The organism is Roseateles sp. T103 (genome assembly GCF_057219915.1).
Window position 1 is genome coordinate 961,516 of sequence record NZ_JBXVVS010000001.1, and the last position, 14,180, is coordinate 975,695.

The 14,180-nt window shown below is 67.3% G+C and carries 13 protein-coding genes; 4 read left to right on the plus strand and 9 right to left on the minus strand.

Going from position 1 to position 14,180, the window contains the following annotated elements:
• Window positions 1-9: 9 nt before the first annotated feature.
• From AC2EBS_RS04195 to AC2EBS_RS04210, 4 genes are all read left to right on the plus strand, one after another.
• On the plus strand, window positions 10-3,648 hold the full coding sequence (locus AC2EBS_RS04195; RefSeq protein WP_484727110.1) for a hydantoinase B/oxoprolinase family protein: 3,639 nt from the start codon (window positions 10-12) through the stop codon (window positions 3,646-3,648).
• A complete protein-coding gene (gene pcp / locus AC2EBS_RS04200) occupies window positions 3,645-4,286 on the plus strand; it encodes a pyroglutamyl-peptidase I (protein ID WP_484727111.1) in 642 nt (213 codons plus the stop codon). Before AC2EBS_RS04195 ends, pcp begins: the two co-directional genes overlap by 4 nt.
• 217 nt (window positions 4,287-4,503) lie before the next feature.
• On the plus strand, window positions 4,504-5,235 hold the full coding sequence (locus AC2EBS_RS04205; protein ID WP_484727112.1) for a hypothetical protein: 732 nt from the start codon (window positions 4,504-4,506) through the stop codon (window positions 5,233-5,235).
• A gap of 378 nt (window positions 5,236-5,613) precedes the next feature.
• Window positions 5,614-6,585, plus strand: coding sequence for a hypothetical protein (locus AC2EBS_RS04210; protein ID WP_484727113.1), 972 nt, complete (start codon window positions 5,614-5,616; stop codon window positions 6,583-6,585).
• Window positions 6,586-7,140: 555 nt separating this feature from the next.
• Here the strand turns inward: AC2EBS_RS04210 and tolA are convergent.
• The 9 genes from tolA to ribD form a co-directional block, all read right to left on the minus strand.
• The gene (gene tolA / locus AC2EBS_RS04215) at window positions 7,141-8,091 is read right to left on the minus strand and encodes a cell envelope integrity protein TolA (protein ID WP_484727114.1); all 951 of its coding nucleotides are present in this window, start codon (window positions 8,089-8,091) and stop codon (window positions 7,141-7,143) included.
• 25 nt (window positions 8,092-8,116) lie between these two features.
• The gene (tolR, locus tag AC2EBS_RS04220) at window positions 8,117-8,548 is read right to left on the minus strand and encodes a protein TolR (RefSeq protein WP_484727115.1); all 432 of its coding nucleotides are present in this window, start codon (window positions 8,546-8,548) and stop codon (window positions 8,117-8,119) included.
• Complete coding sequence (gene tolQ / locus AC2EBS_RS04225; protein WP_484727116.1) at window positions 8,548-9,237, minus strand: protein TolQ; 690 nt, start codon at window positions 9,235-9,237, stop codon at window positions 8,548-8,550. The genes tolR and tolQ overlap by 1 nt, the downstream gene beginning before the upstream one ends.
• A gap of 4 nt (window positions 9,238-9,241) precedes the next feature.
• Window positions 9,242-9,649, minus strand: coding sequence for a tol-pal system-associated acyl-CoA thioesterase (gene ybgC / locus AC2EBS_RS04230; RefSeq protein WP_484727117.1), 408 nt, complete (start codon window positions 9,647-9,649; stop codon window positions 9,242-9,244).
• A complete protein-coding gene (locus AC2EBS_RS04235) occupies window positions 9,646-10,836 on the minus strand; it encodes a pyridoxal phosphate-dependent aminotransferase (RefSeq protein ID WP_484727118.1) in 1,191 nt (396 codons plus the stop codon). Before AC2EBS_RS04235 ends, ybgC begins: the two co-directional genes overlap by 4 nt.
• Before the next feature lie 47 nt (window positions 10,837-10,883).
• Entirely contained in the window at window positions 10,884-11,369 is a 486-nt protein-coding gene (gene nusB / locus AC2EBS_RS04240) for a transcription antitermination factor NusB (protein WP_484727119.1), read from the minus strand.
• Between the two features lie 20 nt (window positions 11,370-11,389).
• Window positions 11,390-11,854 carry a 6,7-dimethyl-8-ribityllumazine synthase gene (ribH, locus tag AC2EBS_RS04245; protein ID WP_484727120.1) on the minus strand — a complete coding sequence of 155 codons (465 nt, stop codon included), beginning with the start codon at window positions 11,852-11,854 and terminating at the stop codon, window positions 11,390-11,392.
• Window positions 11,855-11,869: 15 nt separating this feature from the next.
• Window positions 11,870-12,967, minus strand: coding sequence for a bifunctional 3,4-dihydroxy-2-butanone-4-phosphate synthase/GTP cyclohydrolase II (ribBA, locus tag AC2EBS_RS04250; protein WP_484727121.1), 1,098 nt, complete (start codon window positions 12,965-12,967; stop codon window positions 11,870-11,872).
• A gap of 61 nt (window positions 12,968-13,028) precedes the next feature.
• Window positions 13,029-14,168 carry a bifunctional diaminohydroxyphosphoribosylaminopyrimidine deaminase/5-amino-6-(5-phosphoribosylamino)uracil reductase RibD gene (gene ribD, locus AC2EBS_RS04255; protein WP_484727122.1) on the minus strand — a complete coding sequence of 380 codons (1,140 nt, stop codon included), beginning with the start codon at window positions 14,166-14,168 and terminating at the stop codon, window positions 13,029-13,031.
• Between the last annotated feature and the right edge of the window lie 12 nt (window positions 14,169-14,180).

A 14,180-nucleotide genomic window follows, 5' to 3' on the forward strand; every position in this document is an offset into this window, starting at 1 on the left:
ACTTCCGAGATGACGAGCACGACGAGTACCGCCGCCACCACCGGCCGCTGGCAGTTCTGGATCGACCGCGGCGGCACCTTCACCGACATCGTCGGCCGCCGCCCCGACGGCAGCCTGGCCACCGCCAAGCTGCTGTCCGAGAACCCCGAGCAGTACCGCGATGCCGCCGTGGCCGGCATCCGCCGCCTGCTGGGCCTGAGCGCCGACGCGCTGATCCCGGCCGAGCGGGTCGAGTGCGTGAAGATGGGCACGACGGTGGCCACCAATGCGCTGCTAGAGCGCAAGGGCGAGCGCACGCTGCTGGTGACGACGACGGGCTTTCGCGACGCGCTGCGCATCGCCTACCAGAACCGCCCGCGCCTGTTCGACCGCCACATCGTGCTGCCCGAACTGCTCTACGAGCGCGTCATCGAGGCCGAGGAGCGCGTGCAGGCCGACGGCACGGTGCTGCAGGCGCTGGACGAGGCTGCGCTGCGGCCGCAGCTGCAGGCCGCGCTGGATGCCGGCATCCGCAGCTGCGCCATCGTCTTCATGCACGGCTACCGCTATCTGGCGCACGAGGCGAAGGCAGCAGCGCTGGCGCGTAGCCTGGGCTTCACGCAGGTCTCGGTCTCGCACGAGGTCAGCCCGCTGTGGAAATTCGTCTCGCGCGGCGACACCACGGTGGTCGATGCCTACCTCTCGCCCATCCTGCGCCGCTATGTGGTGCAGGTCGCGGCCGAGATGCCCGGCGTGCCGCTGTACTTCATGCAGAGCTCGGGCGGCCTGACCGCGGCCGAGCGCTTCCAGGGCAAGGACGCGATCCTCTCCGGCCCGGCTGGCGGCATCGTCGGCATGGTGCGCACGGCGCAGAGCGCCGGCCACGAGCGCCTGATCGGCTTCGACATGGGCGGCACCTCCACCGATGTCTCGCACTTCGCCGGCGAGTTCGAACGCGCCTTCGAGACCCAGGTGGCCGGCGTGCGCATGCGCGCGCCGATGATGAGCATTCATACGGTGGCCGCGGGCGGCGGCTCCATCCTCAGCTTCGACGGCGCGCGGCTGCGCGTGGGCCCCGAGTCGGCCGGCGCCAATCCCGGCCCGGCCTGCTACCGGCGCGGCGGCCCGCTGACCACCACCGACGCCAATGTGATGCTGGGCAAGATCCAGCCCGAGCATTTCCCCAAAGTCTTCGGCCCGCAGGCCGACCAGCCACTGGATGCCGAGGTGGTGCGCGAGCGCTTCGCGGTGTTGGCCGCGGAGGTCGGTGCCAAGACCGGAAGGGCGGCGACGCCCGAGGGTCTGGCCCAGGGCTTTGTGCAGATCGCGGTGGCGAACATGGCCAATGCGGTGAAGAAGATCTCGGTGGCGCGCGGCTATGACGTGACGCGCTACACGCTGCAATGCTTCGGTGGCGCTGGCGGCCAGCATGCCTGCGGTGTGGCCGATGCGCTAGGCATGAGCCGGGTCTTCGTGCATCCGCTGGCGGGGGTGCTCTCGGCCTACGGCATGGGCCTGGCCGACCAGATCGCGATGCGCGAGGCGGCCGTGGAGAAGCCGCTCGATGAAGCGGGCCTTGCCGATGCGCAAGCGCTGCTGGCGCGCATTGGCGACGAGGCGGTGGCCGAGATCGTCGCGCAGGGCTTTGCGCCCGCGCAGGTGCGGCGCCTGCCCCGCCTGCATCTGCGCTACGAGGGCACGGACACCGCGCTGCAGGTGCCACTGGGCAGCATCGCCGAGGCGACCACGGCCTTCGAGGCGGCCTACCGCCAGCGCTTTGCCTTCCTGATGCCGGGCAAGCGCCTGCTGATCGAATCGGTCTCGGTGGAGGCGATCGGTCCTGGCGAGGCCTTGCATGAGGGCGAGGCGTCGGCCGAGCTCTACACACCCGAGCCGCACGCTGCGCTGCGCCTGTACGGCGAGGACGGCTGGCAGGACGCCGCGCTGTACAGGCGCGAGGACCTGCGCCCCGGGGCCATCGTCGCCGGCCCGGCCATCATTGCCGAGCGCAATGCCACCACCGTGGTCGAGGCCGGCTGGCAGGCCGAGCTCAGCGGGCGCGACCATCTGGAGCTGCAGCGCGTGCAGCCGCGTCGCGCCGCGCAAGCGCTGGGCACCCAGGTCGATCCGGTGATGCTGGAGGTGTTCAACAACCTGTTCATGAACATCGCCGAGCAGATGGGCCTGCGCCTGCAGAACACCGCCTACTCGGTCAACATCAAAGAGCGGCTGGACTTTTCCTGCGCGCTGTTCGACCAGGCGGGCCAGCTGATCGCCAATGCGCCGCACATGCCGGTGCATCTGGGCTCGATGAGCGAGTCCATCAAGACCGTGATCGCACGCAATCCGCAGATGCGGCCGGGCGATGTGTTCGTGCTCAACGACCCGTACCACGGCGGCACGCACCTGCCGGATGTGACGGTGGTCACACCGGTCTGGAATGACGATGAACGCGAGGTGCTGTTCTACGTCGCCTCGCGCGGCCACCATGCCGACATCGGCGGCATCAGCCCGGGCTCGATGCCACCGTTCTCGCGCACGATCGAAGAGGAGGGCGTGCTGCTGGACAACGTCAAGCTGGTGGAGCAGGGGCGCCTGCGCGAGGCCGAGCTGACGGCTTTGTTGAGCGGCGGACGCTGGCCCTCGCGCAACCCGGCGCAGAACATCGCCGACCTGCGTGCGCAGATCGCTGCCAACGAGAAGGGCGTGCAGGAGCTGCGCGCGATGGTGGCGCAGTTCGGCCTGGCCACCGTGCAGGCCTATATGCGCCATGTGCAGGACAACGCCGAGGAAAGCGTGCGCGTGGCTGTTTCTCGGCTGGACGCGAAGCTGGCTCAAGGCGGGTGCTTCGAGCTGGCGCTGGATAACGGCGCCGTGATCCGCGTGGCCGTCACCATCGACCGCGCGCGACGCGGCGCGACGGTGGACTTCAGCGGCACGTCGCCTGAGCAGCTGGGCAGCAACTTCAATGCGCCCAAGGCGGTGACGATGGCGGCGGTGCTCTATGTCTTCCGCACGCTGGTGGACGACGAGATCCCGCTCAACGCAGGCTGCCTCAAGCCCATAGCGGTGATCGTGCCGGAAGGGTCGATGCTGAACCCGCGCCCGCCCGCCGCGGTGGTGGCCGGCAATGTGGAGGTGTCCAGCTGCGTGACCAATGCGCTCTACGGCGCTTTGGGCGTGATGGCAGCCAGCCAGTGCACGATGAACAACTTCACCTTTGGCAACGCGCGCTACCAGTATTACGAGACCATCTCGGGCGGCTCCGGCGCGGGGCCCGGCTTCGACGGCACGGCGGTCGTGCAGACGCACATGACCAACTCGCGCCTGACCGACCCCGAGGTGCTGGAGATGCGCTTCCCTGTGCTGCTGGAAAGCTACGCGATCCGCCGCGGCTCGGGCGGCGCCGGGCGCTGGACGGGCGGCGACGGCGGTGTGCGCCGCGTGCGCTTCCTCGAGCCTATGCAGGCGGCCATCTTGAGCAATGGCCGGCAACAGGGCGCTTTCGGCCTGGCCGGTGGCGCCGCGGGCGCGCCGGGCTTCAACCGCGTGGAGCGCGCCGACGGCCGCGTCGAGCCGCTGGGCCATATCGGCCAGGTGGAGATGGGCGTCGGCGATGTGTTCGTGATCGAGACGCCGGGTGGCGGCGGCTATGGGGAACTTGAGTGATGAAGATCCTGCTCACCGGCTTCGAGCCCTTCGGCGGCGAGGACATCAACCCGGCTTGGGAGGTGGCGCGCGCGCTGGACGGCGAGCATCTCGGCGGTGCACAGGTGCATGCCCGCCAGCTGCCCTGCGTGTTCGGCCGCTCGCTGGCAGTGCTGCACGAAGCGATGCTGGAGACGCGGCCCAATCTGGTGCTGGCCTTGGGGCAGGCGGGCGGTCGCTGTGACTTCTCGGTCGAGCGCGTGGCCATCAATGTGGACGACGCGCGCATCGCCGACAACGCCGGCGCTCAGCCCGTGGACGAGCCCGTGGTGTCGGGCGGCCCGGCAGCCTACTTCTCCACGCTGCCGATCAAGGCCATGGTCGCTGGCTTGCGCGCCGCGGGGCTGCCGGCTTCGGTCTCGCAGACGGCCGGCACCTTTGTCTGCAACCATGTCTTCTACGGGCTGCAGCACCAGCTGGCCGGCAGCGCGGTGCGCAGCGGTTTCATGCACATTCCCTACCTGCCCGAGCAAGCAGCCCACCACCCCGGCCAGCCCAGCCTGCCACTGAGCCTGCTGATCGACGGCACGCGGCTGGCGCTGCTGCTGGCCTGGCAGAACCAGGCGGACCTGCACGAGGCTGGCGGCCAGATTTCGTGAGATGGTGGCTGGCGCCGCAGAGGGCGCAGGGGCGGGAAGACTGATGAAGGCTGGTCTGAGACATTCGCGGGCCTATGCATGAGCGCCAGGTGCCGGGAAGACCGGGCACTCAGACCTGCTTGGTCGGACCGGCAGCTTCACCTCCAGGACCGGTCGTCCGACCGCAGCGCAAGAGTGGCTCTACGATGCCGCCTTGTGAATGGCAGCGGATAGAACCATGCATGAGCAAGAGCTTGAGAAGATCATCGAGGCGCTTCGTGACATGGAGCGTCGATTCGAGCAGCCCACGACTGCGGCGGCGCCGCATTTGAGCAGCACGGACCGAGCAGCCTTCAAACGCCTCATGTTGGAGGCCAAAGGAATCTTGGGCGCGGCGCTTGGCATCAATGACTTTGGCGTGCCCCTGCTGCAGATGACGAATCTCCCGGGCTTCGGAGCATTCAATCCGCCAATGCTTGAGCAGTTCCACGAGGCCATTGGCTTGGTTGAAGGCGGACTTAATCAGGTGCGCCGCAAGAGCAGCCAGCTTCGCAAGATCCCCAACGCCGGCGGGAAGCTAACGTACGTTGATCCTGGTCGAATTCTGCAGTTGCGCAGCGCCAAGCCACAAAACTGGGACCTAAAGCGGTTAGTGCGCCTGCTGGAGGAATTGAACGTTGCGCACGACCATGAACTGCACATGTCAACGGCCATGCTTGTCCGAGCAATCGCCGATCACGTGCCGCCAATCTTTAACGCGAAGAACTTTTCCGAGGTTGCCAACAACTATCCCGCTCCACGCTCGTTCAGCGAGCAAATGCGGCAACTGGACACCTCGCTTAGAAAAATCGCTGACATGCACCTCCATCAACCCGTGCGTAAAGCGGAAGTTCTTCCTCTGGCTCCTCAGGTTGACTTCCGCGGCGCTTTGGACGTACTGCTTTCGGAGGTGGTCCGGCTGCTTCAGTAAGCACCTAGGCAGGCGGCAGCTTTGGAGTACGCGAAGCCCGCTGATGGCCGGGACCGAAAGTTCAGCAGCTTCCCCCACACCGGTCAGTCAGCATGAGCATGGATTGCACCGACAGTCACAGGCCGATTTCGTCCTCAATGTTGATGGCCGCATTCGGGAGCGACTCTTTGAATCCGGACTCGGCCAGGAGCCGCCGACCGCGAGTGCCTGCTTTGGTCAGTATCAGCCGACTTGTAGCGCGGTCAGCGATGCACGGTGTTAGCCAGCAGTCGACAGCCAATCTCCCGGCGGAATATGCACTTGCCCATACCAGAGGAGCACGCATTACGCGGCACGGGCCTACATTATGCAGACCGTCGATAACACGTTAGCTTCCGAATGACCGATTCAGATGCGCCCGCCACCGAGAGAATCACGCCAGAGCTTGCTCGACTTGTCTTTGAGAAACACGACAACTGCGTTGCGTGTGGCTATGCATTTCAGCAAGGCGACACCTCCTTTTCAGGCTACGGCACGAACGGCGAGCCTCTTTACGTCTGCAGCAGCTGCGCTCAGGCAAAACTCAGTGAGATAGCGCGCCGCACGTACTACATGGCGCGACACTACAAGGTGCCGGAACCTGAAGCTGTGCTGTGGCGGTACATGGACTTCACGAAGTACGCAAGTCTTCTCTCAACAAGGTGCCTGTACTTCCCGAGCGCGGCCTGTTTCGATGATGTCTTCGAGGGAGCAAAGGGGCTTGTCGAACATAAGCACAAATGGGACTCCCACTACCTCGACTTCTTCCGACGAGCGATTCGAAGTGCCCCGAGAGGAGAAGGAGCAGTGATCACCGAGGAGGAAATCGAGGCTAACGCCCAAAGGCTTCTTCGAGATATCGAGGTCAGTGGAAACCGTGATCGCGAGCGGACGTTTATAAGTTGCTGGCATGAGAACGAATACGAGTCTGAAGCCATGTGGAGGCTCTACTCCACGTCGATGACGCACGCGGTGGCCATCCAGACGACAGTCGGGGCAGCGTACGCCGCCCTCGGCAAGAACCCTAGGATTGCAATTGGCCGGGTGGAGTACGTCGACTTCGAAACATACTTCGCCGACATCAATGGGGCCTTCTGGAGGAAGCGCAAGGCGTTTGAACATGAGAGGGAAGTTCGCCTCTTGCTCTCAGATCGCAGACAGTCGGCTCCCGGCATTGCGGTCCCATGCGAGATCCCCACTCTCATCCAGCAAGTTGTCGTTTCACCAAAGGCGCCGGACTGGTTCCTTCCGCTGGTCGAGGACCTCACCACGAAGTTCGGCCTCCAACTCCCCATCAAGAAGTCGACGCTGGCCGTCCAACCGTTCTTCTAGCGCGCCGAAGCCAAACTCCTCGGTCAACCTGACCCACTACGGCAGGCCTCGTAAGCCCGGCACGCGCCACCTGCGATATCGTCGCGGATCGGGCTTACAAATCCTGCCTCCGCGGTAAGGTTAGCTCGAGTGTTGAGCGCTCGCTTTCGGGCAGTGGTTCAGATCGAACGGAAGTCCGCTCTGGGTCGGCAGCGTGAGTCCGCCGGTCGCAGCAGCGGTCATGCGGCGGCGTGATGCGCTGGTGGCACCCCAGGGCGTCTCAAATGACCGCAGCGCTCTTGAGAGCAGCCGTTCGTCCGACCGGGTGCAGAACAAGCCAGTGTCCGGTAGGTAGCCGACAGCGTGAGTTCGGCGGCGGCGGACGAAGGACCGGACACGCTGCGAAGCTGCCACTTGGCACACTTGCCCGCTGCGCTTCAACACCATCAATTCAAGAGCTGCACGGCGCTGAAACCCACGCCCGCTGACTTTGGCGAGCTTCAAGTGCTCCGCTGTGGCTCAGCCTTCCCGAAGCGCCTTGGTTGGGTCGTCGCGCTTGGGGCGGGCGCCCCTTCGTCACTCCCTGGGCTGGAAGGCCAGCACCATCAGCGGCGGCACGCGGCCGTCCACGTCGCGCGGCAGGGTCTCGGTCTTGTCGATGGCGCGCAGTACGGCGGCATCCCATTCGGCATTGCCGCTGGGCTTGACGAGGCGGCGGCTCAGGATGGTGCCGTCCGGTGCGACGCGCACCTCCACCTCGGCCAGCGGGTTGGCCGCGCCGGCATCGGTGTAGATGATGTTGGGCCGCACGCGCGCCTTGATGCGGCCGGCATAGCTGGATGATGGACCGGCGCTCTGCAGCGCGGTGCCGGTGGCCTGCGGGCCGCCGCTGGCGCCGGCCATGCCCTGGATGCGTTTGAGGTTCTCCTGGCGCAGCGCCTCGCGCTTGGCCTCGGCCTGGGCTTCGGCCTTCTTCGCGGCGGCTTCGGCCTTCTTCGCGGCGGCTTCGGCCTTGGCCTTCTCTGCCTTTTCCTTCTCCGCCTTGTCCTTCTTGGCCTGCTCTTCCTTGAGCTTGGCCTGCTTGAGCGCCTCTTCCTTCTTCTTCAGCTCCTCGCGGCGCTTGGCCTCCTGTTCGGCCAGGCGCTTGCGTTCGAGCTCTTCCTCTTCGCGCTGCTTCTTCAGCTTGCGTTCGCGCTCCTTCGCCAGGGCGATCTCGGCCTCGCGCTGCTGTTCGGCCTGCGCCTCAGGCGGCGGCGTGGGCTTGGCGGGCTCGGGTTTGCTCTCTTCGGGCGGCGGCGGGGGCGGCTCTTGTTCGCGCGGCGCAGCGGCCACCGGCACGCTGGCCCACAGCTCGGCCTCGAAGGCCGGCGGATCCTGCGTACGCCAGGCCAGACCGGCGCTCAAAGCCAGCACCAGCAGCGCGTGCGCAGCCAGTGCAAAGGCGAAGCCTCGACCCAGTCGCTCGCGCTGCGGCGGGCGGCTGCTGCCGAAGGTGCTGGCGGGAAAGGTGCTGCTGCTGGCGGCCATCGATGCAGGGGCGGACGCAGGTGGCTCAGTCGGCGGCGCCCTGGCGCACGGCCAGGCCGACGCGCTGGATGCCGGCACGCTGCAGCGTGTCCATCACCTTGACCACGGCTTCGTACTTGACGGCCTTGTCGGCGGAGATGACCACCGGGCTCTGGTCGGTCTTGCCGCCCTGGGCCTGCTTGACGCGCTCGGCCAGCAGCTTGAGCTGCACCGGCTCGGGCTCGCCCTTGTCGACCTTCATCTGCAGCTTCTCGTCGGCGCCGACGATCACGTGGATCACCTGGTCAGGCTGCTGGCGGGCCTTGCCGACGCTGGGCAGATCGACGACGCCGGTGGTGATCAGCGGCGCGCTGACCATGAAGATGATCAGCAGCACCAGCATCACGTCGATGAACGGGACCATATTGATCTCGTTGATCGTGCGGCGGCGGCCGCCGCGTCCGCTGACTGCAGGCATCAGTCTGCTCCAGCGCCGGGCGTGCCGGCGTTGCGCTGCAGGATGTTGGAGAACTCCTCGATGAAGGTCTCCATCGTGATCGCGCTGCGGTCGATCTGGCGGGCGAAGCGGTTGAAGGCCAGCACCGCGGGGATGGCGGCGAACAGGCCGATGGCGGTGGCGACCAGCGCCTCGGCGATGCCCGGCGCCACGGTGGCCAGCGTCACTTGCTGCAGGTTGGACAGGCCGACGAAGGCGTGCATGATGCCCCAGATGGTGCCGAACAGGCCGATGTAGGGCGAGACCGAGCCCACCGAAGCGAGGAAGGACAGGTGCGATTCCATCGCGTCGAGCTCGCGCTGGAAGCTGGCGCGCATCGCGCGGCGTGCGCCGTCAAGCAGGGCGCCGGCATCGCCGACGCGGCGCTCGCGCAGCTTGAGGAACTCGCGCATGCCGGCAGCGAAGATGCGCTCCAGCGGCGCGCCGTCCATGCGGCCGTTGACGCTGGCAAAGAGGTCGTTGAGGTTCTTGCCGGACCAGAACTCGGTCTCGAAGCTTTCGTTGGCCGTCTTGATGCGGCCCAGCGCGAAGAACTTGGTGAAGATCACGCTCCAGCTGGCCAGCGACATCAGCAGCAGACCGGCCATGACGAGCTGGACCGGGAGGCTGGCATGCAGGATCAGGCTGACGATGTTCAGATCTTGATTCATAGGCTCAGGTCTTGTTCAGTGCCTGCAGTATGGCCGCAGGAATGCGGCAGGGTTTGAGGTCGGTGGCGGCGACGCAGCCGATGCGGATCTCGCCCTCGGCCAGCAGCTGCTCACCGCGGCGTGCCTGCTGACGGATCAACAGGCTGGCGCGGCCGCAGTCGATCAGCTCGACGCTCACCTCGATCCAGTCGTCCAGCTTCGCCGGGCTCAGGTAGCGCAGCCGCGCTTCGCTGACCACGAAGAGGGCGCCGGTGTCGTGGCGCATGCGTTCCTGCTCGAAGCCGAGAGCGCGCAGCCACTCGGTGCGCGCGCGCTCGAGGAACTTCAGGTAGTTCGCGTAGTAGACGATGCCGCCTGCGTCGGTGTCCTCGTAGTAGACGCGCAGGCCATGGCTGAACGGGGACGTGCTCATGCCTTGGGCTGCAGCACCTGGCCAAGACGGGCCACCGCTTCGATCAGATCGTCCATGCTGCTGGCGAAGGAGAGGCGCACCCAGCGCTCTGCTCCGTGGCGACCGAAGTCGCGGCCGGGCGTCAGCGCCACATGGGCGCGGCGCATCATGTCGAAGCAGAAGTCCCAGCTGTCGTCCGAGAACGCCGAGCAGTCCATCCAGACGTAGAAGGCGCCGTCTGGCTGCACCGGCACCTTGAAGCCGAGCTGCTGCAGAGCCGGCACGATGGCGTCGCGGCGCGCACGGAACTCGGCGCGACGGCGCTCGTATTCGGCGAGGGTGTCGGGCTCGAAGCAGGCCAGCGCTGCGTGCTGCGCCACGCTGGAAGCGCAGATGAAGAGGTTCTGTGCCAGTCGCTCCAACGCCGGCACCAGCGCCTCGGGCAGCACCAGCCAGCCCAGCCGCCATCCGGTCATGCCGAAGTACTTGGAGAAGCTGTTCACCGAGACGATGTCGTCGCCATAGGCCAGCGCGCTGTGGCCGAAGCGATCCTCGTAGCTCAGGCCCAGATAGATCTCGTCGACGATGGTCACGCCGCCGCGCGCGCGCACCGCCTGCACGATGGCCTGCATGGCTTCGGGCGTGATCGAGGTGCCGGTGGGATTGCTCGGCGAGGCGAGCAGTACGCCGCGCGTGGCGTCGGTCCAGGCCGCTTCCACCTGAGCGGCGTCAAGCTGGAAGCGCTGCTCCGGCCCGCAGCTCAGTAGCACCGCTTCGGCGTCTGCGGCGGCGACGAAATGGCGGTTGCAGGGGTAGCAGGGGTCGGGCATCAGCACCTGGTCGCCGCGCTCGAACAGTGCCAGGCAGGCCAGCTGCAGCGCCGCCGAGGCGCCGGCGGTGACCATGATGCGCGAGGGCGCGATCTGCAGGCCGAAGCGCTCGCCATACCAGGCGGCGATGCACTCGCGCAGCGCGGGCAGGCCCAGCGCCGGCGTGTACTGGGTGTGGCCGCTCTCGATGCAGGCTTGCGCGGCACGCTGCACGGCCGCCGGCGCGGTGAAGTCGGGCTCGCCGATGTTCAGATAGATCATGCGCCGGCCGCCCCGAGCCGGGTCGCAGGCCGGGCTGCGTGCGATCTCGGCGGCAGCCTTGGCGCACTCCATCACGTAGAAGGGCTCGATATGGTCGAGCCGGCTCGCCAGCTTCATCGTCGATGCGCGTCTTTGCTGATGCGTCGTGCGACTTTAGGCAGCGCTTAGCGTGCCGCGCCGCGACCGGCCTGCTGCACTTCCAGCGGGCGCAATTCGCCGGCAGCACGGTCCAGCACGCCGTTGACGTACTTGTGGCCATCGGTGCCGCCGAAGGACTTGGCCAGCTCGACCGCTTCGTTGATGGCGACCTTGTAGGGGATGTCCACGCAGTGCTTGAGCTCGTAGGCGCCGATCATCAGGATGGCGTGCTCGATCGGCGAGAGCTCGGTGGTCTTGCGGTCGACGTGGCGCGAGAGCACGGCATCCAGGTCGGCGGCTTCGGTGATGCAGCCGTGCAGCAGCGCGTCGAAGTGCGCCGCGTCGGCCTTGGCGAAGCCGTCCTGCTCACGCATGTGCGCGTCGATCACGCCGGCGTCCTCGCCGGAGATCAGCCACTGGTACAGGCCCTGCATCGCGGACTCGCGCGAGCGGCGACGGGCCGACTTGGGCTGGGCGCGCTTGGCGGCGGGCTTGCTGGGGGTATTGGGCATGGGTAGGAGAGTCCTGTCGATCAGCGCAGCGTGCGCAGCAGATTGGCCATCTCCACCGCGACGCGTGCGGCATCGCGGCCCTTCTCGTCGGCACGGGCCCAGGCCTGGGCTTCGTTCTCTACGGTCAGGATGGCATTGGCGACGGGAATTTGCGCGTCCAGCGAGACGCGCGTGACACCGGCACCGCTCTCGTTGGCGACCAGCTCGAAGTGGTAGGTCTCGCCACGGATGATGCAGCCCAGCGCGACCAGCGCGTCGTAGTCGTCGCTTTCGGCCATCGCCGATAGCGCCACCGGCACCTCCAGCGCACCGGGCACGGTGACGTGGCGGATCGCCGACTGCGCGACGCCCATGGACGCGAGTTCCTCCAGGCAGCTCTTGGCGAGCTGGCCGGTGAGCGCGTCGTTGAAGCGCGCCTGCACGATGCCGATGCGCAGTTCGCGTCCGTCGAGATTGGCCGCCTGGCCCTTGTCTGCTGCTTGCATAGGAATCGTGGCCGTTCAGGCCTTGTTGTCGAAGGCGACGAAGCCGGTGACTTCGAGGCCGTAGCCGGTCATGCTGGGCATGCGGCGCGGGCTGCCGAGCAGCTTCATGCGCTGCACGCCGAGCTCGCGCAGGATCTGCGCGCCGACGCCGTAGGTGCGCAGGTCCATCGTGCCGGGTTGGGCACTGCCGCCGCGGCCGGCCAGCCGCTGCTCGAGCGCATCGGCCTCCTCGCCGCAGTTCAGCAGCACGGCCACGCCACGGCCGGCACGCTGGATCTCGGCCAGTGCGGCGGGCAGGGGCCAGGAGTGCGGCGTCGCGCCGGTCTCCAGCAGGTCCAGCACCGACAGCGGCTCGTGCACGCGCACGGGCACTTCGTCCTGCGCCTGCCACTGGCCCTGCGACAGCGCCAGATGCAGCGCGCCTGTGCGGTCGCGGAAGACCTGGCAGTCGAAGCTGCCTTGCGCGGTCTGCAGCTTGCGCTGCTGCACGCGCTGCACCAGCGACTCATTGCGGCTGCGGTACTCGATCAGGTCGGCGATGGTGCCGATCTTCAGGCCGTGCTCCTTGGCGAAGATCTCCAGGTCCGGCAGCCGGGCCATGGTGCCGTCGTCCTTCATGATCTCGCAGATCACCGCGGCGGGCGTCAGGCCAGCCATGCGGGCGAAATCGCATCCAGCCTCGGTATGGCCGGCGCGCATCAGCACGCCGCCGTCCTGCGCCTGCAGCGGGAAGATATGGCCGGGCTGCACGAGGTCTTCAGCCTTGGCATTGCGCGCCACGGCGGCTTGTACCGTGCGGGCACGGTCGGCCGCCGAGATGCCGGTGGTGACGCCGGTGGCCGCCTCGATCGACACGGTGAAGGCGGTGCCGTGCTTGGTGCCGTTGCGCGTGGCCATCGGCGGCAGCTGCAGCGTCTCGCAGCGCTCGCGGGTCAGCGTCAGGCAGATCAGACCACGGCCGTACTTGGCCATGAAATTGATTGCTTCGGGCGTCACGTGGTCGGCCGCCAGCACGAGGTCGCCCTCGTTTTCGCGATCCTCTTCGTCGACCAGAATGACCATGCGACCGGCTGCCAGTTCGGCGACCAGCTCGGGAACGGGTGAAATTGGCATGGCCGCGATTGTAGGCGGGCGGGGCGAGGGTTTGCCCGCAAGGGGGGACAGGCTGTTCGGGCTAGCTCGCCCAGAGGGCGTGACCGTCTCGTGGTCGGGCGCGCAGGCGCAGGTCGCCGCCGACGCGGGCAATGTCCAGCCATTGCAGTTCGACAGCCTCGCCCAGCGACGCCAGTGGCCCGAAAGCGGCGATTTCGCGGCCCTGGCCGAGCAGCTTGGGGGCCAGATAGATGAGGTACTCGTCGACCAACCCTGCCTTGACCAGCGAGCCGTTGAGCTTGTGGCCCGCCTCAACATGCAGCTCGTTGATGCCACGCCTGCCGAGGTCCATCAGCATGGCCGCCAGATCGACTTTGCCGCCGGGTCCCGGCATGAGGGCGATCTCGCAAGCTGGCGAGGCGAGGGCGGCTTCGCGCTCCGGATCGGTTTCGGCGGCGTAGATCAGCACCTGGCCGGGCGGCGCGAGCAGCCGCGCATCGGCAGGCGTCTCGAGCCGCGAATCGACCACCACGCGCAAGGGCTGGTGGTGGGTCTCGACCAGCCGCACGTCCAGGCGTGGGTCGTCGTCGCGCACGGTGCCGATGCCAGTGAGCACCGCATTCGCGCGACGGCGCCAGGCATGGCCGTCGCGACGGGCTTGCTCCGCGGTGATCCACTGGCTCCGACCATCGGGCAGCGCGGTGCGGCCATCCAGCGAGGCCGCGACCTTCATGCGCAGGTAGGGGCGGCCGCGGATCATGCGCGAGAAGAAACCGATGTTCAGTTCGCGGGCCTCGTCGGCCAGCAGACCCAGCTGCACCTCGATGCCGGCGGCGCGCAGCCGGGCCAGGCCCTGTCCGCCGACGAGTGGGTTCGGATCGCCGACAGCCACCACGACGCGGGCCAGGCCTGCGGCGATCAAGGCATCGCAGCAGGGTGGGGTGCGCCCATGGTGGGAACAGGGTTCCAGCGTCACATAGGCCGTGGCACCGGCTACTGCATGGCCGCGATGCGACGCATCGCGCAGGGCCATCACCTCGGCGTGGGCCTCTCCGGCGCGTTGGGTGTGGCCCTCGCCGAGCAACCGTCCGTCGGCCGACAGGATCACGCAGCCGACGCGCGGATTCGGATCCGACAGGCCGACGGCCAGCTCGGCCAGCGCGAGCGCTCGGCGCATCGCGCCCAGATCGTCAAGGACAGGAGCGGTGGGTTCGGGAAGCATCGCCGCAGTCTA